Genomic DNA, 26,251 nt, shown 5'->3' on the forward strand with positions numbered 1-26,251 from the left:
TGACAGCAGTAAATGAATGCCTAGTAAACGGTTCGCTGATCAGCCATATAAAACTGTTTGCGTCTTATAACCTTAGATTGATACATAAATAAAACGAAGAGCCGCAATTTACATGCGAATTGCGGCTCTTCGTTTTATTGTTGACATGCATTTTCATTACGACATATTCTGTTTAGGTTCAAGCAAAATGTAACGCTTTTTCCCTGCGTACATTCCACTGATGAATATTATAGCCGCAACAACTAAGAAGGTATAAAGCGGTGCCGTCCATGAACCCGTATAGTCGTGAAGAATACCGAACAACACGGGGCCGATCGCTGCGAGTAAGTAGCCGATCGACTGCGCCATTCCAGAAATGGAAGCCGCTTGGTCTGGTGTGTTGGTACGTAAAGTGAAGAACATCATAGCGAGTCCAAATGCTGAACCGCCTCCTAGACCGATGAAAATCATCCAAAGTGCAGTCAAGCTTTCGCTTCCAAACTGTACACCACCGTAGCCAATTAAATAGCAAGCGAAAACAGCTGCGACCAGGATGCGTTGATCGCGTACTTTATCAGCGACCACTGGTATGATAAACATCATAGGCAATTGTGCGAGCTGGACAAGCGCTAACATCCATCCAGCAGCATCAGCAGTCATCCCATTCGTTTGTAACACAATAGGAATCCACGATGCCGTCGTATAAAATAGGAATGATTGCAGACCCATGAAAATCGTGATGCTCCAGGCTAGTGGGGAACGCCACATAGGCAGGGCAGGTTTTGACTTCATGTTTTTCTGAACTGATTTAATGACTTCTTTCTTTTTGCGAATCTGCGGTATCCATACGATAATGGCTAACAACGTAATGACTCCCCAAATGCCTAGCGCGCCCTGCCAGCCATAAACTGTTTCATTGGCAATTGGAGAAGCGATACCAGAAGCGAGTGTGGCAGATATACTCATAGACACGGAGTACAGTCCTGTCATCAATCCGATATGTAAGGGAAAGCTCAGTTTAAGAAGACTTGGTAATAGGACGTTTGCAAAAGCGATTCCTACCCCAATTAAAAATGTACCGATCAATAGCAAAGGACTATTGCCTACAGAACGCATAATAATTCCTAGCATTAAAATAATCATTGCATAGAAAAGTGTTCTCGACATACCGAACCGTTTGGCAATACGTGGTGTAAAAGGTGATACAATAGCAAATGCCAGCAATGGGATAGTTGTTAGAAATCCAGCCAACGAGTTAGAGATTTGCAGTTGATCACGAATGTTTCCAATAATAGGCCCGACAGAAGTTAGTGGGGAACGGATGGTAGCGGCTAAAAATAAAATACCTGCTAATAACACCCACTGACTCTTAGGGAAATGTAAATGTTTACTTGGTCGTTCTTTTTCCATTATGAAGCCTCCTGAATTACTTGAAGATTGTTCTGAGAAGTATGCAGCCGAAACAGCAGAAAGGAGATTCCTTTGTGGAGTACTTACTCATAGTCTTTATAAATGTTATCACACCTATGCTTATTTTATTAACAATTGGCGTAGTTTTACAATTAAAGTTTACTTTTAATGTTAAGGCACTGGGGAATATTCTGACATATTGTTTGATACCGGCCGCCGTTTTCATGAACTTATACCATACTGTCATAGATGTAGAAATCCTGATCGACGTATTACTGTTTGTTGTATTATTCACGAGCACTTTAATAATTACTGGCCATTTATTTAGCAAACTCTTGCGTTTGAATCGCCAGCAGACCGCCGTTATGAAAAACAGTATTGTTCTAATCAACTCAGGAAACTATGGATTACCTGTCAGTCAGCTAGTGTTTCATGCGAATCCACTTGGGGTTTCTATTCAAATTGTTTTGATTGTCTATCAGAACTTACTGACGTATTCATATGGTCTTTATAATCTTGTATCTTCTACGCAGTCAGGGAAAGACATTGTGAAACAGTTCCTAAGAATGCCGATTATTCATGCTTTGTGGCTAGGCGCTTTGCTAAACTTGGCAGATATTCGGTTGCCTCAGTTTATCGAATTGCCGATCAGTCATTTATCGGATGCTTTTATTGCGATCGCACTCATCACACTTGGTGCGCAGTTAGCGCAGATTAGGGTAAAGACACTATGGAACCGATTAATCTATTTAAGCGCTATCGGCCGACTAATTATCTCACCAACCGTGGCGTTATTGTTGATTTTACTTCTTGGGATAGATGGAATTACGGCTCAATCACTATGGATCGCCAGCTCATTCCCAACGTCGAGGAATAGCTCCACACTGGCACTGGAATACGATGTTGAATCCGAGCTAGCAGCACAAATCGTCTTGTTCAATACCGTAGCTAGTAGCTTTACAGTAGGCGTAGTGATTTATCTCTCTTCACTATTATTCGGGTAAACAATAAAAATGGTAATTTAACACAGCGTGGTTGTTGGGTAAGGGATTCACGCTATGAGGGGAACGCTGTACGTACAGTGGACATAGGATTGTTATCAATTGCGTATTTGAACTGGAGAGTCAATCGCTTCTAACTTTTTGTCTAGAATATGTCCATATGCTTGCTCGCTTAAAGCTTTCAAATTTATTGGTATATATTCGTATTGAAAATTTGTCGAATCGTGCTATACTGTTAGCATTCAGTTAAATAAGACTCATATAATCACGGGGATATGGCCCGTAAGTTTCTACCGGTCTACCGAAAATAGACCGCCTATGGGGAGAATGAAAAGCAGCTTTCTTTGTCGTTCGACAAGAAATTGCTTTTTCATTTTTACAAGCGTACATGCCGCTCTCTCATAGTTGTTATATGGGAGTATGGCATATACGCTTTTTTTATTCGAAAAAATGAAGGGAGCATATCAGCGTGGAGTTGCTAAAAAACAAGATTCGACAAGAAGGTAAAGTATTATCGGAAGAGGTACTAAAAGTGGATTCATTTTTAAATCATCAAATTGATCCATTATTGATGCAGGAGATCGGGAAAGAGTTTGTTAGCCGATTCAGCGATCAACACATTACGAAAATCATCACGATTGAATCTTCAGGTATTGCTCCAGCGACAATGGCAGGAATGATATTAGGCGTTCCAGTAGTGTTTGCCAGAAAACGTAAATCTCTTACATTGACAGATCATTTATACTCCGCAGAAGTGTATTCATTCACTAAGAAAGAATCAAATGATATTTCGGTTTCTAAAGATTTTATTTCAAATGAAGATACGGTATTGCTCATTGATGATTTCCTTGCGAATGGACAAGCTGCACTTGGACTTATAGATATCGCAAAACAAGCAGGCGCAACGATCGCAGGTGTTGGAATAGTGATTGAAAAATGCTTCCAGCCAGGCGGAGATCTAATTCGCAAAGAGGGCGTCCGTTTGGAATCGCTAGCTGAGCTTCAGTCGTTACAAAATGGTCAAGTCCAGTTTGTCGGGGAGGAAACGAAATAATGAAAACTACACTGCTAGGCTTCCAGCATTTACTAGCTATGTATGCAGGCGCAGTATTGGTACCACTTATCGTGGGGAATGCCATTGGGTTAACGCCAACGCAGCTGACATATCTTGTGTCGATTGATATTTTAATGTGTGGTGTTGCGACGATCTTACAAATCTCTCGTAATAAATATTTCGGTGTTGGTTTACCTGTAGTTCTCGGATGTACATTCACCGCAGTCGGCCCTATGATATTGATCGGCAATGATTATGGAATTTCGGCTATTTACGGAGCGGTTATTGCTTCAGGCGTAATCATTTTCTTCATTAGCCGTTTCTTTGGAAGTCTTGTAAAATTCTTTCCGCCAATCGTTACCGGTTCTGTTGTAACCATTATTGGAATCACATTGATTCCTGTAGCGATCAACAATATGGGTGGCGGACAAGGTGCGGAAGATTTCGGTTCGATGACAAATATTTTACTTTCATTTGGAACGTTGCTATTCATTATTTTGATGTTCCGATTCACTTCAGGTTTTATGCAGTCTATCGCTATTTTGTTAGGATTAGTCGGTGGTACAATCGCAGCGATATTCCTGGGTGTAGTAGATTTTTCAAATGTGCATGATGCTTCTTATGTTCATATGGTCATGCCGTTTTATTTAGCAACACCTACGTTCCATTTATTGCCGATTGCGATTATGACTTTGGTGGCGATGGTGTCGCTCGTAGAATCTACGGGGGTATACTTTGCATTAGGGGATATTTGTGAGGAAGAAATCGATCAGAAAATGTTGGAAAAAGGGTATCGTGCAGAAGGGTTAGCTTCTGTCATTGGAGGTATTTTCAATGCGTTTCCTTACACGACATTTTCACAAAACGTTGGCTTGATGCAGTTGTCTGGTGTGAAGTCAAGACGGGTAATACTCGTTACAGCGATTATGCTAATTTCATTAGGTTTCTTGCCGAAAATAGCAGCTCTGGCAACGATTATCCCTCCAGCAGTACTTGGTGGCGCGATGGTTGCCATGTTCGGCATGGTGGTTTCACAAGGAATTAAAATGTTAAGCCCTGTAATTTCAAAAACTCAAGATAACGCAATGATCGTAGCATGTTCTATCGGTATTGGTCTTGGAGTTTCAGTTGTACCGGATCTATTTAAAGAGTTGCCGGAAAGTGTACAGATCTTAACAAGTAATGGTATTGTACTCGGAAGTATCACTGCCATTTTCTTGAATATCATTTTCAATATGATTCCGTCAAAAAAGAAGCAAACTGCTCAACATGCAGCTGATAACAAAGCTAAACGGCTTAGCGTCAAAGAAGGACCATCTTCTGTCTTGGTAAGTGCAACAGCTGACCATAAATAAAAAAGGGCAACTGCTAAAATGCAGTTGCTCTTTTTCTATGTTTACACTCGATGTTGTGCATACTGATGTTGCTCTGTTTTGTTTATCAAGAGTGTAAGTAGTTGTGGATCAATTTGCGTTTCATAAGCATTCAATGACTCACGAAGTTGTTGTTGTGTTCTCGAACCAATCAAAGCCGAAGCTACAGCAGGTTCTTTAAGTGCAAACGCAAGAGCATAGGCATGTACGTCGTTCGTTTCTTTAGATAGTGAGTGAACTGTCTGCTGTAACTCAGAAGGCGAATACGATACGAAGCCATTTAATTTCTTCGCACGCTCCACACCTTCATTCGTCAGCAAACCTTTTGCCAATGTACCTCTTGTGACGACAGATGCACCTTTTCTTGCAATCATAGAAAAATATTCTTCTGGACGTCGATCAAGCAAGTTATACTGCATCATGACGGACACCGCGTTGCTATTACTTAGGAAACGTTCGATAACAGTAGGACGAATACTTGATATACCGTATTCGCGTATGACACCTTCTTTCTTTAATGTTTCAAAAGCTTCAATCGTTTCTCTCGCATCATCTTCCATTGTACCGCCGTGAAGTTGATACAAATCGATATAATCCAGTTGCAAACGTTGTAAACTTTGTTTTACAGCTTCCATGATATGTGCTTTTGATGGGTCCCATGTCCAAGAATCTTCTCCTGACTCCCACTTATTACCGGCTTTCGTCGCGATGATCAAGTCTTGACGCTTTTCTTTCAGTACTTTTCCTACGAGTTCCTCATTTATTCCTTTATCATATAGGTCGGCTGTATCAAAATAGTTGATGCCATGATCAACTGCTTCGTCAAGTACAGAACGAGCCGCTTCCAGTTCGGTAGGTAATGACATGCAGCCCAATCCAAGTTCGGAAACTAACAATTTGCTAGTGCCTATTGTACGCTTTTTCATGTGCCTCACTCCTTTCGTTTCATGGTACAATGAAAACGGGATATAAAACCAATGGAAAGGGTTGAGTGCTGGATGAAGTTTGAAGAAAGAACCCTCTCAACAGAACAGATATTTACAGGTAAAATCATTTCGGTCCAAGTAGACGAAGTAGAATTGCCTGATGGAAAACTAGCGAAAAGAGAATTAGTGAAACATCCAGGAGCTGTGGCGATTATCGCCTTGACTGAAGATAAAAAAATCGTATTAGTTGAACAGTACAGAAAGCCTTTGGAACGAACGATGCTAGAAATACCTGCAGGCAAGATCGAGCATGGCGAAGAACCTAAACTGACAGCAATTCGTGAACTGGAAGAAGAGACAGGGTATCGTGCACATACATTCGAATATTTGCAGACTTTCTCCACTTCACCAGGCTTCGCGGATGAAATCATTCACTTATATGTAGCAAAAGAGCTTGAAAAAGTGGAGCAGCCTGTTGTAGGAGATGAAGATGAATTCATTGATGTACTAGAGGTAACAGTTGAAGAGGCTGAGGAATTCATTGCGAATGAAAGGATTTATGATGCCAAGACGGTTGCTGCTGTCTGGTATGTAAAAAACCTATAAAGGATTGAGCTATTTCAGGACGGACAAGCATATGTTATAAAAACGATGCGGAGGTGTCCTATTTATGGCTCGATCATTGTCTTTTGTTTATTTATTCGTTATACTCGCAATCAGTTACATAGGAGGGGCTTTATTATTCAGGGAGTGGCCGGTCACGTCATTGGAGCAAATTATCGGCTTATATGACCAACGCGTAGTGAAAGGATCTGAAGCGGCTCTGTGGTCGCCTATCGTGGTGACGTTGAGCTTTATTCTAGTAGCCATCATTCTGTCTAAATATAAAAGAGTCCGTTTTATCACTATGTTTCTCGGTGCGATTAAATGTGCTTTTTTTGGTTTGTCATCCACCTATTTATTATCAACAGGATTAAAATTGGTATCCTATACGATTTGGTGGTTCCCATTTCAATTAATCAGCTGCTTGTTGTTCCTGATTTTATGTTCGGTGTTAAGCCCGCCATTTTTCGCTACACCGGCTAGTAAGAGAGATCGTCCATTAACTGCCGTGCCACCATTGATTGCACTGTTGTTGATCACGCAAATACTGGAACTATCGATCTTCCATTTTATAAAATAATATCCACTACACACTGTAATGAACTGAACCTTTCCTTTCTATTGTCATCTGGAACGACAGTTTGGTATAATAGAAACAATTTGAGGGGGGCGTCGTATGGAAAGCCGTATTGAACGAATCAAGAAGCAATTGCACGGGGCCAGCTACAAGTTGACGCCTCAGCGTGAAGCGACTGTAGCAGTTCTTCTGGAAAATGAAGAAGACCATTTAAGTGCAGAAGATGTGTTTTTGTTAGTAAAAGAAAAAGCGCCAGATATTGGTCTGGCGACTGTATATCGTACATTAGAGTTATTAACTGAACTAAAAGTTGTCGATAAAATTAACTTTGGCGATGGTGTTGCACGCTATGATTTGCGTGAAGAAGGCGCTGCGCGGTTCCATCATCACTTAATTTGTCTAGAATGTGGGACGGTTGATGAAATTCAGGAGGACCTACTTGGCGAAGTAGAAAAAGTCGTAGAAGGCCGTTATGGATTTACAGTCAAAGATCATTGGCTGACGTTCCATGGTATTTGTAAACGTTGTAAAGCGAAAGACGGAGAGAAAGAACAGGAAGAACAGAAAGACAATGGGATGGCCTAAGCGCTGTCCTTTTTTACTTTTTACATAAGAAAGGAGGAAAGTCTATGAAAGATGCCCAGTTTGCATTAGAAGATTATGTGCACTTTTTAACGGTTGAAAGACAGTTGGCTCAAAACACAGTGAAATCGTATCATCGCGACCTAACTGCCTATTTACGTTTCATTGAAAGTTTGAATGTGGATACAGTTAATTCGATTGAACGTGCGATGGTTCTTCAATATTTGCAGAAGTTGAAAGATAGTGGTAAATCCAGTCGTACACTTTCTCGGCATATTTCCTCTATTCGTTCGTTTCATCAATTTCTAGTGAGAGAGCAAGTTACGACACATGATTGCACGATTCACGTCGAATTGCCTAAAATTGAACAGCAGTTACCGGATGTGCTCTCTATACCTGAAATCGAACGACTGATTCATGCTGTTGATGGCAATACTCCACAAGGAATGCGTGATATTGCGCTGCTAGAATTGTTATACGGGACGGGAATGAGGGTAAGTGAGTTGATAGCGATTGATTTGGCGGATCTTCATTTGACGATGGGTTTTGTGCGAGTCTTCGGAAAAGGAAGTAAGGAACGGATTGTACCACTTGGTCGTTCCGCAATCGATGCCTGTACTCTGTATTTAAATGAAGGGCGTCCTAAGTCCATTAAAGATACTGAGGCCTTATTCCTCAACATGCATGGTAGACGTTTGACGAGACAAGGGTGTTGGAAGATCCTAAAAGAGGCAGGTGTGAAAGCGGAAATTCAAAAAGTGATTTCACCGCATTTATTACGTCACTCATTCGCCACACATTTAATCGAAAATGGAGCCGACTTGCGCGCAGTTCAGGAAATGCTAGGTCATGCCGATATTTCCACCACACAACTTTACACGCATGTCAGCAAGAAGCGCTTGAAAGATGTCTATAGTCAACATCATCCTAGAGCGTAGACTACTATTACTGGAGGTTTTCATATGGAAAAATTTCGTTATAATCGTATTCATTTAATTGTACTTGATTCAGTAGGGATCGGTGAAGCTCCGGACGCTGAAGCATTTGGCGATGTGGGATCCAATACACTTGGACATATCGGAGAAGAGATGGATGGTCTGAAACTACCAAACTTGGAACGCCTCGGTCTTGCGAATATCGCACCCATCAAAGGTCTAGCACCTCAAAAAGAAGCGCAAGGCTATTATACTAAGATGCAAGAAGCGTCTGTTGGGAAAGATACGATGACGGGACACTGGGAAATCATGGGTCTGCGTATTGATGATGCATTCAAAGTTTATCCGAATGGGTTTCCAAAAGAGTTAATTGATGAATTGGAATTGAAAACGGGTAGAAAAGTTATCGGAAATAAGCCGGCAAGCGGTACAGAAATTATTGAAGAGCTCGGTGAAGAGCATATGAAGACAGGCGCTCTCATCGTCTACACGTCAGGCGACCCTGTATTGCAAATTGCAGCACATGAGGAAATCATTCCTATTGAAGAACAATATCGTATTTGTGAAATCGCAAGGGAACTTACGTTGCAACCTGAATTTTTAGTGGGTCGTGTCATTGCCCGTCCATTTGTTGGCGAACCCGGTACGTTCACACGCACAACCAATCGTCATGATTATGCATTGAAGCCATTCGGTAAAACGGTGATGAACGAATTACAAGATAAAGGCTATGACGTAATCGCAATTGGTAAGATTGCTGATATATACAATGGTGAGGGTGTAACGGAAGCCGTTCGTACAACAGGGAATATGGATGGTGTAGATCAGCTTGTCACGGTGATGAAAAAAGAATTTGAAGGCATCAGTTTTGTTAATCTAGTAGACTTTGATGCATTATATGGTCACCGTCGGGATCCGATTGGTTATGGTAATGCACTTGAGGAATTTGATGCGCGCTTACCTGAGATTATGGATGCACTGCAACCGGATGATTTATTAATCATCACGGCAGATCATGGGAATGACCCGACGCATGAAGGAACGGACCACACAAGAGAATATGTACCATTATTAGTCTACTCACCTTCAAATAAAGGAGCAGGACAACTGCCGATTCGTAAAACATTCGCTGATGTCGGTGCGACAATTGCTGAGAATTTCCAAGTAGATCAGCCCGAACACGGTGAAAGCTTCTTGTCCGCACTAGTTAAGGAGGATTAATTCTATGCTGCGCATGGTAGATATCATTGAAAATAAGCGGGACGGGGTAGAGCTAACTAAAGAAGAGATAGAGTTCTTCGTGACGGGTTATACGGATGGCTCAATCCCTGACTATCAGGCTAGTGCTTTTTTGATGGCCATTTATTTTAAGGGTATGACAACAGAGGAACAAGGATACTTAACGAAGTCAATGGCAGAATCTGGTGATCAAATCGATTTATCTGCCATTGAAGGAGTGAAGGTAGATAAGCACTCGACAGGTGGAGTAGGTGATACTACGACACTTATCTTAGCTCCACTTGTCGCAGCATGCGGTGTGCCGATTGCTAAAATGAGTGGTCGAGGACTAGGTCATACAGGCGGTACACTTGATAAACTTGAAGCAATTGACGGCTTCCATGTTGAGATTTCTACGGAACAATTTATTCAACAGGTCAACGATTTGAAAATCGCTGTCATTGGTCAAAGCGGTAATTTGACGCCAGCTGATAAAAAGCTGTATGCGTTACGGGACGTCACGGCGACAGTCAATAGTATTCCGCTTATCGCAAGCTCTATTATGAGCAAAAAGCTTGCGGCAGGGGCAGATGCTATCGTTTTGGACGTCAAAACAGGCGCGGGAGCCTTCATGAAAACGTTGGAAGACTCCAAGCGATTAGCAGACGCCATGACGGCAATCGGAAATGAAGTTGGAAGAAACACAAGTGCTGTGATATCGGATATGAGCCAGCCGCTTGGATTTGCGATTGGCAATGCTCTTGAAGTAAAAGAAGCTGTTTATACGCTACAAGGAAAAGGACCGGCTGATCTAACGGAATTATGCTTTGTCCTCGGCAGTAAGATGTTGTTAGCGGCGAACAAAGTGGAAACTGAAGAAGATGCACGTAAACAATTGCAACGCGTCATAGAAAACGGTGAGGCACTGCGCTTGTTCGGTGAGTTGATCAAAACACAAGGTGGTAACGAGAAAGTGATAGAGAATACAAATCTATTGCCGCAAGCACAGTATCAAATTGAAGTTCCAGCTATCGAAAGTGGCTATGTATCCATGATCGACGCGGATGAAATAGGTGTAGCCGCCATGCTTCTTGGCGCAGGTCGTGCAACAAAAGAAGACGTGATTGACCTTGCAGTCGGGATTGTCTTGCGCAAGAAAATAGGTGACTTTGTAGAAAAAGGAGAAGCGCTCGCGATACTTCATGCAAACACTGAAGAAGTGGACGACTCGATCAAACTACTACAATCCCATATGCATATCTCAAAAGAAAAAACGGCAGCACCATCTCTTATACATGCCGTATAATCCATAAAAGCCATGTGCTTGAAGTACTCCAAGAAATTGGTCTACTTCGGAGCATATGGCTTTTTTGTTGTTCATGTGTAAAAACAAATTCAACTGTACATACTCTTGTGTAGCTCGAGTGAAGAGCGACATAGGTGTCGATAAGGTAGCTCCTGTTACATTTATGGATCGCTAGCATGATGAGCCAGATAGGAAGTGCGCATCATGGTCTCATTGCCATGCCTGCAAGAGAGTGTCAGTTTAGAATTCAGATCAACGGGGTCAGCCAGTCATCTTGAAACCTTGTCACAACGTAAGAAGTTTTAGGGATGGCTGACTAGTTTTGTCAAAACTAAAGGATAGTGGTTCTAAATGTGCGACAATGCCTTCATGAAGGAGGCGTATCCACACATGGCAACTATTACACAACTGGAAAATGGCATTGTCCTAATCACGCTAGCAGGAGAACTCGACAACCACGAAGCCAATCAAATTAGAGAAGAAGTATCTACTGCTATATTCACAGGAAAGACGCGTGCAATAATCTGGGACCTCTACCAACTAGGCTTCATGGACAGCGCGGGAATCGGACTTATACTCGGCAGAATGCGCGATCTAGTCCCTGTAAACGGAGAAACGCTCATATTGAATCCATCTCCGACAATGCAGAAGCTATTCCAATTTTCGGGTCTTGGTGATGTCGTCAGAATATGTACAGTCGAAGAAGCAATCGACGAAATCGGAGGGGTTGTACATGAAAAATGAAATGACCTTGTCGTTTCTAGCGATAGAACAAAATGAAGCACTTGCCAGAATGGCGCTCACCTGTTTTATTGCACCATTGGATCCGACATTGGATGAACTTTCGGAATTTAAAACAATTGTTTCGGAAGCTGTTACTAATGCCATTATCCACGGTTACGAATGCGACGGTAAAAGTATGGTGAAGGTCCATGCGACAATTGATGACCGCTCAGTAAAAATGACGGTAACAGATGAAGGAATGGGAATTTTCGATATAGAGCAAGCGATGGAGCCGATGTTCACAACCAAACCACAAATGGAGCGCTCCGGTATGGGCTTTACCATCATGGAAAGTTTCTCGGACGGTATCCGTGTAGATTCTACCCTTGGAAATGGGACAATCGTGACATTTGAGAAAAATTTTTCTCCGGTCACAGAAGTAAGTAGAATGAGGTGACGTATGGAAGCATCTGTTGAGAAGCAACACGCTCTATTGTCACAAGAAAAAATGCGAGAACTCATCAAAGAATCACAAGCGGGTGACAAAGAAGCTAGACGAATGATGGTGGAAGGCAATACAAGGCTCGTGTGGTCCATTGTTCAACGCTTCGCTTCGCGTGGTGCGGATTTAGAAGATTTATTTCAAATAGGTTGCATTGGCTTGATGAAATCAATAGATAAGTTCGATTTATCCTATGAGGTGAAGTTTTCAACGTATGCGGTACCGATGATTGTAGGAGAAATTCAACGTTATTTACGTGATGATGGAATGGTGAAAGTAGGTCGCACTATTCGTGAGTTAAGCTATAAAATTCGTCACGCAACCGATGACTTCTTTAAGAAAAACGGACGTTCACCTTCCATTTCAGAAATGGCGGAAATATTAGAAGTGAAACAGGAAGATATTATTCTAGCCTCTGATGCGCTTCGTGATCCCGCTTCGCTGCACGAAAAATTGTATGAGAGTGATGGGGATAGCTTAACGCTAATGGATCAGCTTCAGGACGATAGATCGGAGAGAGTATTCGATCATATTCCGTTACGAGATGTCATTACACGGTTGAATAAACGCGATCAAACAATCATTTATATGCGCTATTATTTAGATTACACACAAAGTGATATTGCGAAACGAATTGGCATATCACAGGTTCAAGTATCACGGTTGGAAAAGAAAATTCTAACCCAAATGAAGACATGGATGGGCGCGGATGCAGAAGAAGCGCTCGAGAAGGTGAGGAGACCCTAATTTGACCGATACACTATTTACGTCCATACGAGAAGGGGACAGGTGGTTTGTCAACCAGTTTGGCAAAGACGAAACATACGATGCGACCAAACGGTTGATCCACCTATGGGATAAAGAAATACTTCTTTTGTATATGAACGGTTTAGTGGACGGCGAGGTCTTAACTACTTTAATGACGGAAATGCAGTATCGTAATGAATTATTTACAGGTGAATCTGTTGAAAATCTTGACCGCGCAATGATGGATTATTTTCCGTATCATTCGCTAGAAATTGTGAAGGATGAAGATCAACTCGCGAAAGTTATTTTAAGTGGGTTAGCTGTATTCATTATGAAAGACGGTTTTACATTCGCGCTTGATGTGCGGTCATATCCAGGCAGAACTCCTGAGGAACCAGATACTGAAAAAGTCATACGTGGCTCAAGGGATGGATTTACAGAAAACATTCTGACAAACACGGCATTAATCAGAAGGCGTTTACGTACAACGGAGCTACGATTTGAAATGCATGAGACGTCCGTAAAAGGTAAAACGGACATTGCGATCGCCTTTATGAAAGGTGCTGCCAATGAAGAGCATTTGGATTTTGTGAGAGAACGACTAGATGCGTTGAAAACGGATGGCTTGACGATGACCGATAAATCACTCGAGGAATTTCTCTTTAAACAAGGGTTTCACCCGATGCCGTTCGTACGGTATACGGAACGCGCGGATATTTGTGCAGCGCATTTACTCGAAGGACATATTGCGATCATCGTCGATACATCTCCGTCCGTTATATTGGTCCCTGTTACACTTGTGCATCATTTACAACATGCGGAAGAATATAGGCAAGCACCTTTAATCGGAACATTTATACGAATGGTACGTTTCATAGGAACATTTTTTAGTTTAGTGATGTTGCCATTTTGGTATTTAATGTCGGTTGAAAATCAATTCGTTCCAGAGGCGATCAACTATATTGGTCCGAATGAATGGGGAGAAGTTCCGTTATTTGTCCAATTATTAGTGGCTGATGTCGGAATAGAAGTATTGCGAATGGCCGCAATTCATACACCTACACCGCTATCGACCGCTATGGGACTCGTGGCTGCCATTGTCATTGGGCAAGTAGCGATTGATGTAGGCTTATTTTCTTCGGAAGTCGTATTATATGTGGCGGTTAGTGCTATTTTCACATTTGCGATACCTTCGTTTGAATTAAGTATTACGACAAAAGTGTTTCGGATTTTCTTACTTGTCTCAACCGCATTGCTTGGAGCTCCAGGCTTCTTCATAGCACTTGCTGTGATTTATTATTATTTATGCTCATTAAAGCCGATGAATGTGCCATATTTGTGGCCGTTCACGCCATTCTTCCCGAAGGCTTTGTTGCGTGTATTGATTCGTTTCCCTATGACAATCGACGATCCGCGGCCGTTTATCACGGACTCACCAAACCGTGACAGGATGTCATAAAGGTATTTCAATATTTTGCATGTCGTTGCCACTTTCCATCTTCTTGTGATAAAGTTATTTGAGAGAATTCGGAAGGGGTATGGGACATGCATCTTTATGGAACACAGGCAGTGAACGAAAACGGTCATCTAACCATCGGTGGAGTGGACGTTTCAGAACTAGCTTCACAGTATGGAACTCCGGTCATGGTCTATGATACAGAGTTATTCAAAGAGCGTGCGCAAGCATTTAAAGAAACGTTTGAGAAAAAAGATATTAAAGCACAAGTTGCCTATGCGAGTAAAGCCTTTTCATCAATTGCAATTTATCAATTGGCTGAACAGCAAGGGTTGTCACTTGACGTGGTTTCAGGTGGAGAATTATATACGGCAGTAGCGGCTGGATTCCCACGCGAACGGATTCATTTCCATGGCAATAATAAGAGCAGAGAAGAAATAGAATATGCATTTGAAGAGAGAATAGGGTGCATCGTAATCGATAATTTCTTGGAAATCGACATGATTAAAGAAATTGCAGATGAGCGAAAGCAAACGATGAATGTCTTAGTTCGTGTCACACCAGGAATTGAAGCACATACCCATGACTATATTACAACAGGCCAGGAAGATTCAAAGTTTGGTTTTGATTTGAAAAATGGACAAACGGATCAAGCGTTCCTAGCTTTATATGATCATGGCTATATTCATTTCCTTGGCATGCATTGTCATATAGGCTCACAGATCTTTGAAACCGACGCATTCAAATTCGCGGCTGAAGTGCTGATGGAGAGAATGGTGGAATGGCGAAAGAATTATCAATTTATCTGTCCTGTCCTGAATTTAGGTGGCGGATTTGGTATTCGTTATACTGAGGAAGATACGCCACTTGAGCCAGCTGTCTATGTTGAAGAAATGGCAGATGTAGTGAAAGAGATGGCTGAGGAATGTGAGTATCCAATTCCTGAAGTTTGGATTGAACCCGGCCGCTCGCTTGTCGGAGATGCAGGAACGACTATTTATTCTGCTGGCAGTACGAAAGTTGTGCCGGGTGTCCGTACATACGTAGCAGTAGATGGCGGAATGTCTGATAATATTCGTCCGGCTCTATATGACGCACACTATTCCAGTGCGCTTGCTAATCGGATGAACGAGCCACATGACCAGCAATGGACAATTGCAGGTAAGTGCTGTGAGTCCGGTGATAAATTAATTGAAAAAGCCGATCTCCCCAATGTAGAAACCGGCGATTTACTGGCTGTCTTTTGTACTGGAGCCTACACATATTCCATGGCTAGCAACTATAATAGATTACCTCGACCTGCCGTTGTGTTTGTGGAAAAAGGGCAACATCAGTTAGTCGTAAGACGCGAAACCTACGAAGACATCATTAAATTGGACCTTCCGTTGCAATCAGATGAGAAGGAGAATTTCTAATGAAAAAGAAAAACATTATTCTTTTTGCTTCGATTGTTGCTGTCGCTATAATTTGGGGAGTCATCTATTGGTATTTGGTTGTTCCTGTAATCGATCCGCGTTATAAATAATTCGCGAGTTGAAGTAAACGGGACATTGGTGTAAACTGTATAAAGGATTTCTGAAAAGAAGGGGTTACTATTGAATCTTATTCGTTTTAAGAAGGCACAAGAGAAAATTGCTATGGGCTTTTTATCTTATATCCCTAGTGAAAAGATGTTATGCAAATTGCAAGAGACTGTTCAGCAATATCTATGCGTTGAACAGTGGCAGCTATATCTCTACAAAGAAGCAGAAGATTACATCGGGTTAATAGGGGTAGAAGTCAACGACAGTGACAAGATGTACACCGTTCAGCATATATCGGTCAATCCATCGTTTCGTGGAGAAGGAATTGCATTTAAGATGATGAAGGAATTGCAAGAGATCTATCCAGGATACGGTTGTAAAGGTACCGATTTTACCGAACCATTTATACAAAGTTGTTTAAGGAAAGAAGAAGGCGCAGATCTTTAACGGCTGCCCTTCTTCTTTTCTTCACGTTGTAAAAGAATATCTGACCTATCCCGTTGCATATGCTTATGAATAACAGATGCGCTGTTTTTGGGGAGTAATGAAAGTAGAGGCTTGGATTTCTCTGCCTCAATTTGCAACTCTGGAGAGATGGGAAGTGGGAATGTATAGAAACCTTCACCTGCTTTAATGCGTGTAAGACAATGCTCTAGTTGCAGGATGATTTCATCAATGGACACTTCTTCGAGATAGTCGCCAAATTGTACAGGCATTTCGCGGAAGCGTGTGATAGCTTTAGTGAAAGTACGCGAAGCACCTAATGTATTTCCTCTTCGCCAATGATATAATCCGGTAGCCATGAGAATGAAGCCGGTTAGTGGATGATCTTTTGAAAAGTTTTTTTGTTCTTTCCAATATTCTTCCAGCACCTCGTGACACTCGAAATAATCTTGATTGTCATTGAAATACACAATAAACTGTAGAAAAAGAGGATGGTAGTAAGGGTGCATTCAAATCATTCCTTTCTGGTTAGGTAGGTTGGTAAAATGAGTTATAGTGTAAAACTCGAAGTCTTCGAAGGGCCACTTGATCTGTTGCTACATTTGATCAATCGGCTCGAAATTGATATTTACGACATCCCCATGGCGGAGCTAACACAGCAGTACATAGAACATTTGCATGCCATGCGTGTTCTTCGATTGGATGAATTAAGCGAATACCTCGTACTAGCAGCGACGTTGCTAGAAGTGAAGAGCAAAATGCTGTTGCCAGTCAATGAAGAGGAAGCATTCATCGAAGAATTCGGTTATGAAGAAGATCCACGTGAAGAATTGATAGCCCGTTTAATGGAATATCGGAAATTTAAAGAAGCGGCCAACTCGCTTCGTGAGTCCGCTGCACATCGCGATGAGCATTTCACCAAAGAGCCTGAAGACTTAACGGGTTACGGTGAACCACTTGTAACAGAGACAGAAGATCAGCTGAATGTGTTTGATTTAATTGGCGCATTTCAAAAAATGCTACACAGAAAGAAGCTGAAACTGCCTCTAACAGCGAGTATAACAAAATCTGAGCAATCTGTCGGGGATAAGATGTCATCGATCATGAGCAAATTAGAGCTATGTGGTGGAGAATGTGATTTCCATACACTTTTTGAAACGACGACTGTGCCCGAGCTCGTATTAACATTTTTATCATTACTTGAACTGATGAAATTACAAGAAGTTCGAGTGCGACAAAGTAATAATTTTGAAGAATTACGAATCTCGTTGATGTGAAGGGATGATAGGAATGGATATCGAAACACGTTTCGTCGGGATGACGGAAAGTTTTTTATTCGTAGCAGGTGAAGAAGGATTATCTCTTGCACAGCTAGCCGCACTGTTGGAATGCGAAGAGCAAAAAGCAGAACAAGTATTGAACACATTGCAAGCCACGTATGACGAAGATGACACACGTGGCATAACATTGAAAAGTTATGGCGGAAGTTTCCGCTTAGTGACGAAGAGTGAATGGGCAGATGATATTAAAAGAATGCTAGAAGATCCGAAACCGTCTACGTTTACCCAAGCCGCGCTTGAGGTACTTGCCATCATTGCCTACAAGCAACCTGTAACGCGTGTGGAGATCGATGACTTGCGCGGTGTAAAGTCCGAGCGAGCATTGGCTTCATTGGCTGGCAAAGGCTTTGTAGAGGAAGTGGGGCGCATGGATGGACCTGGCAGACCTATTTTATATGGCACGACAACTTTCTTTCTAGATCGTTTTGGACTGGCATCACTCGAAGATATGCCACCACTGACACTTGAAGAAGAACAAGAAACATCGGAAGAAACAGATTTATTCATGACGAAATTCCAAGAAGCATTTTCCATTACTGAAGAAGGAGGACATGATGCTTGAGAAAAATTTCGGTCATCGCTCTACTCATAGTCGGATTATTGATACATCCCGCAAAGAGCCAGGCGGCAGGTTCATCATTTGCAGTGATAGACGCAGAGAATGGTAGATTGTTGTTGGGCTCAAATGAACATGAACCACTCCCTATCGCAAGTTTAACTAAAATGTGGACGGCTTATACCTTTTTGGAGCTAAAGCCTAGTGAGCAAGAGACAGTCATTTCCGCAGAAGCGGCTACAGCGGAAGGATCTTCCATTTATCTTGAAGCAGGTCAAGTAATGAAAACAAAAGATCTGCTGTATGGATTAATGCTTCGTTCAGGGAATGATGCGGCTCAAGCCCTCGCTGAACATGCGGGTGGCTCGCTTGAAGGATTTGTTTATCTGATGAATGAAGTAGCGCAAAGTCACGGCTTGGAACAAACGCATTTTATGAATCCATCCGGATTGCACGGTGAACATCACCTGTCTTCAGCGTATGATACAGCTAAAATGTTGTATTACGCTATGAAGAACCCAGAGTTCCGTGAAATAGCTTCCACAAAGAACTATCCTTTTGAAACGGAACAAGGTAAAAACAGTTGGCAAAACAAGCATCGTCTAGTAATATCTGAACCGACTGCCGTAGCAGGTAAAACAGGCTTCACAAAAGCAGCAGGACGTACATTGGCTACCTATTTCGAACAGAATGGAAAGTCCGTCATTGTCGTTACGTTAAATAACGGAGATGATTGGCAAGTCCATAAACAGTTATCCCAGCGAGTATTCTCTGAATATCAATCGTATACAGCGGTAAAAAAAGGAAAGTATCAAGTGTTTCCTCATATGATTGCAAAATTGGATCAATCCGTTAAGTTACTCGTAACGAAAGAAGAGAAGAAAATGCTGTCCAATGTGTTACAGATTCCACAAGCAGATGAACAACAGAAAAAAGGGTATTGGTCTATCTATTTAGGTACAGAACCAATTAAGACGGTGGCAGTAGATATCGTGTCCGATCAGTGAATCAAAAACATACTATTTCGAAGATTGTCCTACATAGGTCAGTCTTCTTTTCATTTGTCCGAAAGTGTGACATAATTTTTTCAGTATGTAACATCAAGGAGGAACCCATGGAAAGATTACAAAAGGTACTGGCACAGGCCGGTGTAGCATCAAGAAGAAAGTCAGAAAAACTAATATTGGACGGTTTAGTTAAAGTGAATGGTCAGGTCACAACGGAACTGGGTACGAAAGTTAGCAGAATGGACACAATTGAAGTAGAAGGCGTTCAATTGACAAAAGAAACACCTGTCTATTATCTGCTTTATAAACCACGTGGTTATATTTCAACGGTAGATGATGAAAAAGGTCGTAAAACAGTAATGGATTTAATTCCAGAAGTGAGCCAAAGAATATTCCCAGTTGGTAGACTAGACTACGATACGTCAGGTGTATTGCTAATGACGAACGACGGAGATTTCTCGTACTTAATGACTCATCCGAAATTCGAAATTAAAAAGAAATATGTAGCGAAAGTAAAAGGAATTCCTTCCCGTGATGATCTTAAAAAGTTGGAAACAGGAATTGAATTAGATGATGGGAGTACGGCTCCTGCTCGTGTGAAAATGACAAGTTCGGATAAGAAAACAAATTCTGCTATTGTTGAGATCACAATCCATGAAGGACGTAATCGCCAAGTGCGTAGAATGTTCGATGCGATTAATTGTCCAGTGCAAAAATTGAAACGTGAAGAGTTTGCGAACTTGACTACACGTGGATTGAATGCCGGAGAAGCCCGTGAACTAACAACGCATGAATTGAAACAATTACGTGTATTAGCAGAAACAGGAAAGATCGGCTAACAAAAAGTCAAAAGTTCACAAACCTATCACTAGTGCCGTGCCAACTGATTTTATGTTTTGGTATAATGACAATTGGAACGTAAATTAGACAGGAGGTTACATGATTGGCCAAAAAGAAAAACAAAAAGACTATCAGGCTAATTAGCAGAACAGCCCTTCTAGTAATTTTAGCTGCAATTATAATCTACGCAATTACTTCAAAAGATAAAGTAAAAGTTTTGGCAGAAGGTGATATGGCGCCTGATTTCGAGCTTGTAGATTTAGAAGGAAATGAACATCGGTTGTCGGACTACAAAGGGAAAGGTGTATTCCTGAATTTCTGGGGTACATGGTGTCCACCTTGTAAAAAGGAAATGCCTCATATGGAGGATCTCTATAAAGACTTTGAAGCGAAGGGTGTACATATCCTGACAGTCAACGTAGGAGAACCAAAAGTGAAAATAGAGCTCTTTAGAGACGACATGAACCTTTCATTCCCCATGTTATGGGATAAAAACAAAACCGTCATGGATTTGTATAATATAAAACCATTACCTACGACCTTCTTGATCAATCCAGAAGGAAAGATTACGAAAGTCATTAAACAGGGAATGACAGAAGAACAAATTTATGAGTATTTGGAAAGCATTCAACCAAAGTAAGGAGATTGTTACTCAATGAGCAAAATCAAATGCCAATGTGGGCATGAAAATCCTTATGGTACAGAGCTTTGTGAGAAGTGTGGTCGTCCCTTATCTGAAAAAGCGAAGAAAAGTGATATTGTAGATATGCGTTACGAGGGATCTTCTAGAAGATCCCAAACCTATAAGAGTTCCATTGTCGATAAAATATGGAATTTCTTCTCCAGTGTAAAGATAGGTGTCAGTATTATTGCGGCGGTCTTAATCGCGTCCGCTATTGGAACAATCTTTCCGCAGAAGTTCTATGTGCCTGCCACTACGCCGGAAGGCTATTTGGAATACTATGAGCGTCTATATGGTACGGTAGGAAAACTGTATTACCAACTCGGCTTTTATGATATGTATAATAGCTGGTGGTTTAAAGTCCTAGTCGGTATGCTTGCTACTTCTATTATCATCGCAAGTATAGACCGTGTGATTCCGCTTTATAAATCGCTTAAAAAGCAACGTACACGTCGTCATCCATCCTTTATGAAGCGTCAGCGGATTTTTGGAGAAGGTGATGTCCAAAATACAGAACAATCTCTTGCGAAAGCGGAAGAGAAACTAAAAGCCATGCGCTATAATGTGAAAACAGAAAATGGCGCGATTTTAGCTGAAAAGTATCGATTTTCACGTTGGGGCCCATATGTCAACCACGTCGGACTAATTATTTTCATTTCGGGTGTTCTGCTTAGAGGAATTCCTGGTTTTTACGTTGACGAGGCGATGTGGCTCCGTGAAGGGGAAACACGTAATATTGTTGGTGCACCGGGTTATGTACTTGAAAATAAAAAGTTCACATTAGAGAATTACACTAAAGAAGAAGCAGAAGAAGTATTCGGCGAGGCCTTGGAGAAGAATGGCGCAATCGTGAAGTCGTATACGACAGATGTTACGTTGTATAAACAAGATGAGGAAGCACTACCTGGTAGCGATAGTCTAGAAAAAGTGAAGGATTACGCCATCAATGTCAACGAACCTTTGAAATTTGATGGGTATAATGTATTCCAGATGGATTATAAACTGGACGAGCTTAAAAACATGACATTCCATTTGGTAAATAAGTCTTCTGAAGACTCTCTAGGGGAATTCACAGTTGATTTAAGTGACCCAGAAAAGGAATATGATCTTGGGAACGGCTCCACTGTCAATATGCTCGGTTTCTATCCAGACTATGATGGAATAAAGGACGGCGAGCCGTATTCGAAGTCGCCCGTTCCGAATAATCCAGCGTTTATTTTCCAAATGAACACACCGGATAAGCCTGAAGGTGAAAAGAGTTTTGTTGCCATTCGTCAAACGTTGGAAGTAGAAGAGAACGACTACGCGATTAAGTTTGCTGCTGCTGAGACTCGAAATATTTCAGGTTTAACAATCCGTAAAGACAAAACGTTATATATCCTCTTATTCGGTGGTCTAGTATTTATGATTGGTGTTATTCAAGGAATGTATTGGCAACACCGCAGAGTATGGATCCAAGAAGATACAAAAGGACATTTGTTGATTGCAGCACACACGAATAAAAACTGGTTCTCTTTACGTAAAGAGCTGGATACATTACGAGAAACTGTAGACTTGCCTGCTTATATAGATCGTCAAGATCCTGAGTTGGACAAGCCAGAACAGGAAGGGGACGAGGAAATATGGACTTAGTAGCCATCAGTAGTAACTTATTATTAGTTTCATTTATTGCCTATTTAGTAGCTACTTTGTTTTTCGGAGGCGCTATTAAAAAATCAAAATCCGAAAAAGCCTATCATAATAGTAAGTGGGGAACGATTGGTCTAATTATCACGATTATCGGATTCCTTACTCACTTAGGCTATTTCTTTACAAGATGGGCTGCGTCAGGTCACGCACCACTTAGTAATATGTTCGAGTTTACGACTGCATTCGGCATGATGCTCGTAGGGGCATTCATCATGCTGTATATTATTTACCGAACACCATCTCTTGGATTGTTCGCGTTACCCGTTGCGATTATTATTATTTCATATGCAACGATGTTTCCGACAGAAGTTACTCCACTAATCCCTGCACTTCAAAGTAAATGGTTGTTTATTCACGTAATCACAACGGTTATTGGTGAATCTATACTTGCAATCAGTGCGATAGCGGGGCTTGTATTCTTAGTGAAGAATATTGATATGACGAAAAAATCCAAATCACGTTTTTGGATAGAAGCAGTGATGTATACGTTAATTTTAGTTCTTGGTTTTGTCGTATCTTCTACGACATTCAAAGTAATGGGCTATGAAGCAGAATTCACTTATATAAATAAAGATGAAGTACCTGCTGAAATTACGTATCACGTTCCTCCGTTATTCGGGATGAATGAGTATGAAGCGATGACGCCGGACAAAATGACACCTTGGGTTGAATTGCCTCCGATCATCAATGCGCAAAAAATGTCTTCGCTTGTTTGGTCTATAGCTGTAGGTACGGTGCTTTACGTATTATTACGCTTGATTGCACGCAGACCTCTTGCCGCGGTATTCCAACCGCTAGCGAAGAAGGCTAATTCTCAGCTTATGGATGAAATCGGCTATCGTGCTGTATTGATTGGTTTCCCGGTCTTTACGCTCGGTGCTTTGATTTTCGCCATGATTTGGGCACATGAAGCCTGGTCACGATTCTGGGGTTGGGATCCAAAAGAAGTATGGGCACTCATTACATGGTTGTTCTATGCTGCGTTCCTTCACTTGCGCTTATCAAAAGGTTGGGAAGGTAAAAAGTCCGCATGGCTTGCTGTCATCGGGTTTGTGATCATCATGTTCAACTTAATTGCTGTAAACTTAATTATTGCAGGTTTACACTCATACGCATAATCTTCGACTGCATGACAATAACTGTCATGCAGTCTTTTTATTTCTTTTTATAGGTCAGTAATTGTACAATAGAGATAGAAGGTTGTCGAAAGGGGTAATGAATTGTGGAAGAAACAGTGAAGCTCTTAGTGGTGGATGATGAGGATCGCATTCGTCGCCTATTGAATATGTATTTATCTAGAGAAGGTTATGAAATTGAAGAAGCAGTCGATGGAGCAGACGCGCTAGAGAAAGTGTTTGCCGGACAATATGATTGTATATTGCTCGATGTAATGATGCCCGAAAAAGACGGCATGGAAGTATTAGCTGAACTACGTGAAAATAAAATTATGACACCTGTTATTTTATTGACGGCAAAAGGTGAAGAGGCAGACCGTGTGAGCGGGTTTGAAAGTGGTGCAGATGATTACATTGTCAAGCCGTTCAGCCCGAGAGAAGTAGTGTTACGCGTAAAAGCTATGCTTAGACGTTCCGTGGCTTTTCCGAATGTGTCGTCTAACACGACATCAAAAGATTTAGTAGTATTTCCACAGCTGACAATTGATCACGATGCACATCGTGTAACAGCTGAAGGGAAAGAAGTTAATTTAACACCGAAGGAATACGAATTATTGTATTTCCTAGCAAAGTCACCAGATAAAGTGTTCGATCGTGAACAATTGCTGAAAGAAGTATGGCATTACGAATTCTTCGGAGATTTACGTACAGTGGATACTCATGTCAAACGGCTGCGTGAAAAACTGAGCCGTGTTTCAGACCGCGCAGCGAAAATGATTGTGACTGTTTGGGGTGTCGGTTATAAGTTCGAGGTTCCAAACGAATGATTAGAATATGGAATTCAATTGTCGGGAAGCTATGGGCCACCATATTGCTTCTCGTTTCCTTTGTCTTGTTTATCGTGACACTGTTCCTACTCGAATTCCTTGATAATTTCCACACAAAACAAGCGGAAGAATCATTGCAAAGAGAAGCTGCTACCATCGGCAAAATTGTCAATGATTATAACGAACAAACGGCAAGTTCCATGAATCAGTCTATGAACCAAATTATAGATGATATCCTCGATTTAGAGACCAATGCAATTGTCGTCGATCGACAAGGGGATGTGTTGTATTCATTCCATACATCTTCAAGTAAAAAAGAAATTGAAGAAGAACTTTTATCGGAAGATAGTCTGTTTGAGTCGCCTGAATCAGGTAAGCAAAAAATCAAAGAAATGATACTGCCTTCATTGACAGAACAAGATGTCATGGAGCAATTTTTGATTCTGTCTTACCCATTTAAACAAGCAAGTGGCGAACAAGCGAGTGTACTCATGTACCAAAGCTTAGATGCTGTGCACCGTACAACAAAGAGCACGACGAACATAGTCTTCCTATCCGCATTTATCGCGTTTATTTTAACTACATTTTTTGCATTTTTCTTATCTACGCAAATCACATTGCCGTTGCGTAAGATGAAGCAAGCAGCGTTTGAGTTATCTAAAGGGAATTTCGATACACATTTGCCGGTCACACAAAAAGATGAAATTGGTCAGTTAGCAACTGCTTTCAATCAGATGGGACGTCAGTTGAAATATAATATTGAGTTGATTAAGCAGGAGAAAGAACAGCTTTCTAGCATTCTTACATCTATGACAGATGCAGTCGTAACGTTTAATCAAGATTATTCCATTCTTCTGAAAAATCCACAAGCCGAGCTACTGTTAAAAAAGTGGTATGGATATAATCAGAAAAGTCATCATCCGTTGCCTAAAGAAGTCTTCCATATGCTAGAGCATGCCATTTCATTCGCTGAGGAAGTAGAAGATGAGTTGGAATTGGGTGGACAGTTTTATGTGATTTCCATTAGTCCATTGTACAGTGAAAATAGTATCCGTGGAGCGGTGGCCGTATTCCGTGATATGACGGAACAGCATAAACTAGATAAATTACGTTCGGATTTCATTGCCAACGTCTCACATGAATTGCGAACACCCATTTCGATGTTGCAAGGATATAGTGAAGCCATCATAGATGATGTAGTGAGCAGTGAAGAAGAACGTATGGAAATGGTTCAGATCATCCACGATGAATCTAAGCGTATGAGTCGCCTTGTCACGGACTTGCTGAATCTAGCAAGAATGGAGTCTGGCTACATTCAACTGAGTAAAAACCCTCTATCGATTGTGGAGTTTTTGGAACGTATGGTAACAAAGTTCTCCCAAGTAGCAAAAGACGCGAAAGTGGATTTGTCTTTGGTAACGGAGGAACCGAATACACTACTCATCACGGCTGATGAAGACCGTCTTGAGCAAGTGTTCACTAATTTGATCGATAACGCCATCCGTCATACTCCAGATGGTGGAGCGGTGACGTTAGGTGTCTACCGGTCTTCCGGAACACTTGATATTACAGTAGCCGATACAGGTGTCGGTATACCTGAAAAGGATTTGCCATTCGTCTTTGAGCGTTTTTATAAGGCGGATAAAGCGAGAACAAGAGGAAAAGGTGGAACAGGACTTGGTTTGGCTATTGCAAAAAACATTATAGAAGCACATAATGGCTCGATTTTAGCAACCCGTGGTGATGAAAAAGGAACCATCTTTATTTGTTCACTTCCACTTGACACATTAAATAAATGAAACTTCTTCTATACTGAAACGACTACTATAGAGCGAG

At 41.4% G+C, this 26,251-nt stretch carries 27 protein-coding genes and 1 riboswitch; of the genes, 24 read left to right on the forward strand and 3 right to left on the reverse strand.

Annotation, left to right across the window (positions count from 1 at the left end; translation table 11 throughout):
• Positions 1-156 precede the first annotated feature (156 nt).
• A complete protein-coding gene (locus SporoP17a_RS15620; RefSeq protein WP_083035540.1) occupies positions 157-1,389 on the reverse strand; it encodes a CynX/NimT family MFS transporter in 1,233 nt (410 codons plus the stop codon).
• A gap of 74 nt (positions 1,390-1,463) precedes the next feature.
• Between SporoP17a_RS15620 and SporoP17a_RS15625 the strand changes: the two genes are divergently transcribed.
• The 3 genes from SporoP17a_RS15625 to SporoP17a_RS15635 all read left to right on the forward strand — a co-directional run bounded on the left by SporoP17a_RS15625 (position 1,464) and on the right by SporoP17a_RS15635 (position 4,799).
• Entirely contained in the window at positions 1,464-2,393 is a 930-nt protein-coding gene (locus tag SporoP17a_RS15625) for an AEC family transporter (RefSeq protein WP_083035541.1), read from the forward strand.
• Between the two features lie 234 nt (positions 2,394-2,627).
• Positions 2,628-2,729: riboswitch (purine riboswitch) on the forward strand.
• Positions 2,730-2,859: 130 nt separating this feature from the next.
• The gene (locus SporoP17a_RS15630) at positions 2,860-3,444 is read left to right on the forward strand and encodes a xanthine phosphoribosyltransferase (protein WP_083035542.1); all 585 of its coding nucleotides are present in this window, start codon (positions 2,860-2,862) and stop codon (positions 3,442-3,444) included.
• Positions 3,444-4,799, forward strand: a complete 1,356-nt coding sequence (locus SporoP17a_RS15635) for a nucleobase:cation symporter-2 family protein (protein ID WP_083035543.1) — start codon at positions 3,444-3,446, stop codon at positions 4,797-4,799. Before SporoP17a_RS15630 ends, SporoP17a_RS15635 begins: the two co-directional genes overlap by 1 nt.
• A 41-nt stretch (positions 4,800-4,840) precedes the next feature.
• Here the strand turns inward: SporoP17a_RS15635 and SporoP17a_RS15640 are convergent, their stop codons facing one another.
• Positions 4,841-5,743: an aldo/keto reductase gene (locus tag SporoP17a_RS15640; RefSeq protein ID WP_083035544.1), complete on the reverse strand. Its 903-nt coding sequence runs from the start codon at positions 5,741-5,743 to the stop codon at positions 4,841-4,843.
• A 72-nt stretch (positions 5,744-5,815) separates the two neighbouring features.
• On the opposite strand from SporoP17a_RS15640, the gene SporoP17a_RS15645 reads away from it, so the two are divergent.
• The 12 genes from SporoP17a_RS15645 (at position 5,816) to SporoP17a_RS15700 (ending at position 16,362) form a co-directional block, all read left to right on the forward strand.
• Positions 5,816-6,349, forward strand: coding sequence for an NUDIX domain-containing protein (locus SporoP17a_RS15645; protein ID WP_083035545.1), 534 nt, complete (start codon positions 5,816-5,818; stop codon positions 6,347-6,349).
• Positions 6,350-6,413: 64 nt separating this feature from the next.
• Positions 6,414-6,926, forward strand: a complete 513-nt coding sequence (locus SporoP17a_RS15650) for a hypothetical protein (RefSeq protein ID WP_083035546.1) — start codon at positions 6,414-6,416, stop codon at positions 6,924-6,926.
• 96 nt (positions 6,927-7,022) lie between these two features.
• Positions 7,023-7,508, forward strand: coding sequence for a ferric iron uptake transcriptional regulator (locus SporoP17a_RS15655; protein WP_083035547.1), 486 nt, complete (start codon positions 7,023-7,025; stop codon positions 7,506-7,508).
• Positions 7,509-7,552: 44 nt separating this feature from the next.
• Positions 7,553-8,443 carry a site-specific tyrosine recombinase XerD gene (gene xerD / locus SporoP17a_RS15660; RefSeq protein ID WP_083035548.1) on the forward strand — a complete coding sequence of 297 codons (891 nt, stop codon included), beginning with the start codon at positions 7,553-7,555 and terminating at the stop codon, positions 8,441-8,443.
• Between the two features lie 24 nt (positions 8,444-8,467).
• Entirely contained in the window at positions 8,468-9,661 is a 1,194-nt protein-coding gene (deoB, locus tag SporoP17a_RS15665; RefSeq protein ID WP_083035549.1) for a phosphopentomutase, read from the forward strand.
• A gap of 7 nt (positions 9,662-9,668) precedes the next feature.
• Positions 9,669-10,964, forward strand: coding sequence for a pyrimidine-nucleoside phosphorylase (locus SporoP17a_RS15670; RefSeq protein ID WP_083036165.1), 1,296 nt, complete (start codon positions 9,669-9,671; stop codon positions 10,962-10,964).
• A 390-nt stretch (positions 10,965-11,354) separates the two neighbouring features.
• The gene (locus tag SporoP17a_RS15675; RefSeq protein WP_167693452.1) at positions 11,355-11,708 is read left to right on the forward strand and encodes an STAS domain-containing protein; all 354 of its coding nucleotides are present in this window, start codon (positions 11,355-11,357) and stop codon (positions 11,706-11,708) included.
• A complete protein-coding gene (spoIIAB, locus tag SporoP17a_RS15680) occupies positions 11,698-12,144 on the forward strand; it encodes an anti-sigma F factor (RefSeq protein ID WP_029053083.1) in 447 nt (148 codons plus the stop codon). Before SporoP17a_RS15675 ends, spoIIAB begins: the two co-directional genes overlap by 11 nt.
• A gap of 3 nt (positions 12,145-12,147) precedes the next feature.
• Positions 12,148-12,936: a SigF/SigG family RNA polymerase sporulation sigma factor gene (locus SporoP17a_RS15685; RefSeq protein ID WP_083035551.1), complete on the forward strand. Its 789-nt coding sequence runs from the start codon at positions 12,148-12,150 to the stop codon at positions 12,934-12,936.
• A gap of 1 nt (position 12,937) precedes the next feature.
• On the forward strand, positions 12,938-14,395 hold the full coding sequence (locus SporoP17a_RS15690) for a spore germination protein (protein WP_083035552.1): 1,458 nt from the start codon (positions 12,938-12,940) through the stop codon (positions 14,393-14,395).
• Between the two features lie 86 nt (positions 14,396-14,481).
• Complete coding sequence (lysA, locus tag SporoP17a_RS15695) at positions 14,482-15,807, forward strand: diaminopimelate decarboxylase (protein WP_083035553.1); 1,326 nt, start codon at positions 14,482-14,484, stop codon at positions 15,805-15,807.
• A gap of 180 nt (positions 15,808-15,987) precedes the next feature.
• Positions 15,988-16,362 (forward strand): GNAT family N-acetyltransferase, encoded by a 375-nt coding sequence (locus tag SporoP17a_RS15700; protein ID WP_083035554.1) that lies wholly within the window; start codon positions 15,988-15,990, stop codon positions 16,360-16,362.
• Here the strand turns inward: SporoP17a_RS15700 and SporoP17a_RS15705 are convergent.
• On the reverse strand, positions 16,359-16,868 hold the full coding sequence (locus SporoP17a_RS15705; protein ID WP_083035555.1) for a DUF309 domain-containing protein: 510 nt from the start codon (positions 16,866-16,868) through the stop codon (positions 16,359-16,361). The genes SporoP17a_RS15700 and SporoP17a_RS15705 overlap by 4 nt on opposite strands.
• A gap of 36 nt (positions 16,869-16,904) precedes the next feature.
• Between SporoP17a_RS15705 and SporoP17a_RS15710 the strand changes: the two genes are divergently transcribed.
• From SporoP17a_RS15710 to SporoP17a_RS15750, 9 genes are all read left to right on the forward strand, one after another.
• Complete coding sequence (locus SporoP17a_RS15710; RefSeq protein WP_083035556.1) at positions 16,905-17,636, forward strand: segregation/condensation protein A; 732 nt, start codon at positions 16,905-16,907, stop codon at positions 17,634-17,636.
• A gap of 13 nt (positions 17,637-17,649) precedes the next feature.
• On the forward strand, positions 17,650-18,261 hold the full coding sequence (scpB, locus tag SporoP17a_RS15715) for an SMC-Scp complex subunit ScpB (protein WP_335695494.1): 612 nt from the start codon (positions 17,650-17,652) through the stop codon (positions 18,259-18,261).
• On the forward strand, positions 18,258-19,262 hold the full coding sequence (locus tag SporoP17a_RS15720) for a D-alanyl-D-alanine carboxypeptidase family protein (protein WP_083035558.1): 1,005 nt from the start codon (positions 18,258-18,260) through the stop codon (positions 19,260-19,262). The genes scpB and SporoP17a_RS15720 overlap by 4 nt, the downstream gene beginning before the upstream one ends.
• Before the next feature lie 107 nt (positions 19,263-19,369).
• A complete protein-coding gene (locus SporoP17a_RS15725; protein WP_083035559.1) occupies positions 19,370-20,101 on the forward strand; it encodes a pseudouridine synthase in 732 nt (243 codons plus the stop codon).
• 104 nt (positions 20,102-20,205) lie between these two features.
• Positions 20,206-20,742 carry a thiol-disulfide oxidoreductase ResA gene (gene resA, locus SporoP17a_RS15730; protein ID WP_083035560.1) on the forward strand — a complete coding sequence of 179 codons (537 nt, stop codon included), beginning with the start codon at positions 20,206-20,208 and terminating at the stop codon, positions 20,740-20,742.
• Between the two features lie 15 nt (positions 20,743-20,757).
• Complete coding sequence (gene resB / locus SporoP17a_RS15735) at positions 20,758-22,416, forward strand: cytochrome c biogenesis protein ResB (RefSeq protein WP_083035561.1); 1,659 nt, start codon at positions 20,758-20,760, stop codon at positions 22,414-22,416.
• The gene (ccsB, locus tag SporoP17a_RS15740; RefSeq protein ID WP_083035562.1) at positions 22,407-23,591 is read left to right on the forward strand and encodes a c-type cytochrome biogenesis protein CcsB; all 1,185 of its coding nucleotides are present in this window, start codon (positions 22,407-22,409) and stop codon (positions 23,589-23,591) included. Before resB ends, ccsB begins: the two co-directional genes overlap by 10 nt.
• 104 nt (positions 23,592-23,695) lie before the next feature.
• Positions 23,696-24,415, forward strand: coding sequence for a response regulator transcription factor (locus tag SporoP17a_RS15745; RefSeq protein WP_083035563.1), 720 nt, complete (start codon positions 23,696-23,698; stop codon positions 24,413-24,415).
• Entirely contained in the window at positions 24,412-26,214 is a 1,803-nt protein-coding gene (locus SporoP17a_RS15750; protein WP_083035564.1) for an ATP-binding protein, read from the forward strand. Before SporoP17a_RS15745 ends, SporoP17a_RS15750 begins: the two co-directional genes overlap by 4 nt.
• Positions 26,215-26,251 lie beyond the last annotated feature (37 nt).

This window comes from Sporosarcina ureae (assembly GCF_002082015.1).
GTDB lineage: Bacteria > Bacillota > Bacilli > Bacillales_A > Planococcaceae > Sporosarcina > Sporosarcina ureae_A.

Bases quoted from the DNA above. Each gene is read 5' to 3' on its own strand.
- scpB (WP_335695494.1), top strand. From the start codon at position 17,650: ATGGATATCGAAACACGTTTCGTCGGGATGACGGAAAGTTTTTTATTC.
- xerD (WP_083035548.1), top strand. From the start codon at position 7,553: ATGAAAGATGCCCAGTTTGCATTAGAAGATTATGTGCACTTTTTAACG.
- deoB (WP_083035549.1), top strand. From the start codon at position 8,468: ATGGAAAAATTTCGTTATAATCGTATTCATTTAATTGTACTTGATTCA.
- SporoP17a_RS15640 (WP_083035544.1), bottom strand. From the start codon at position 5,743: ATGAAAAAGCGTACAATAGGCACTAGCAAATTGTTAGTTTCCGAACTT.
- ccsB (WP_083035562.1), top strand. From the start codon at position 22,407: ATGGACTTAGTAGCCATCAGTAGTAACTTATTATTAGTTTCATTTATT.
- SporoP17a_RS15635 (WP_083035543.1), top strand. From the start codon at position 3,444: ATGAAAACTACACTGCTAGGCTTCCAGCATTTACTAGCTATGTATGCA.
- SporoP17a_RS15685 (WP_083035551.1), top strand. From the start codon at position 12,148: ATGGAAGCATCTGTTGAGAAGCAACACGCTCTATTGTCACAAGAAAAA.
- SporoP17a_RS15750 (WP_083035564.1), top strand. From the start codon at position 24,412: ATGATTAGAATATGGAATTCAATTGTCGGGAAGCTATGGGCCACCATA.
- SporoP17a_RS15705 (WP_083035555.1), bottom strand. From the start codon at position 16,868: ATGCACCCTTACTACCATCCTCTTTTTCTACAGTTTATTGTGTATTTC.
- SporoP17a_RS15650 (WP_083035546.1), top strand. From the start codon at position 6,414: ATGGCTCGATCATTGTCTTTTGTTTATTTATTCGTTATACTCGCAATC.
- SporoP17a_RS15620 (WP_083035540.1), bottom strand. From the start codon at position 1,389: ATGGAAAAAGAACGACCAAGTAAACATTTACATTTCCCTAAGAGTCAG.
- SporoP17a_RS15725 (WP_083035559.1), top strand. From the start codon at position 19,370: ATGGAAAGATTACAAAAGGTACTGGCACAGGCCGGTGTAGCATCAAGA.
- resB (WP_083035561.1), top strand. From the start codon at position 20,758: ATGAGCAAAATCAAATGCCAATGTGGGCATGAAAATCCTTATGGTACA.
- SporoP17a_RS15645 (WP_083035545.1), top strand. From the start codon at position 5,816: ATGAAGTTTGAAGAAAGAACCCTCTCAACAGAACAGATATTTACAGGT.
- SporoP17a_RS15710 (WP_083035556.1), top strand. From the start codon at position 16,905: ATGAGTTATAGTGTAAAACTCGAAGTCTTCGAAGGGCCACTTGATCTG.
- SporoP17a_RS15675 (WP_167693452.1), top strand. From the start codon at position 11,355: ATGGCAACTATTACACAACTGGAAAATGGCATTGTCCTAATCACGCTA.
- spoIIAB (WP_029053083.1), top strand. From the start codon at position 11,698: ATGAAAAATGAAATGACCTTGTCGTTTCTAGCGATAGAACAAAATGAA.
- SporoP17a_RS15655 (WP_083035547.1), top strand. From the start codon at position 7,023: ATGGAAAGCCGTATTGAACGAATCAAGAAGCAATTGCACGGGGCCAGC.
- lysA (WP_083035553.1), top strand. From the start codon at position 14,482: ATGCATCTTTATGGAACACAGGCAGTGAACGAAAACGGTCATCTAACC.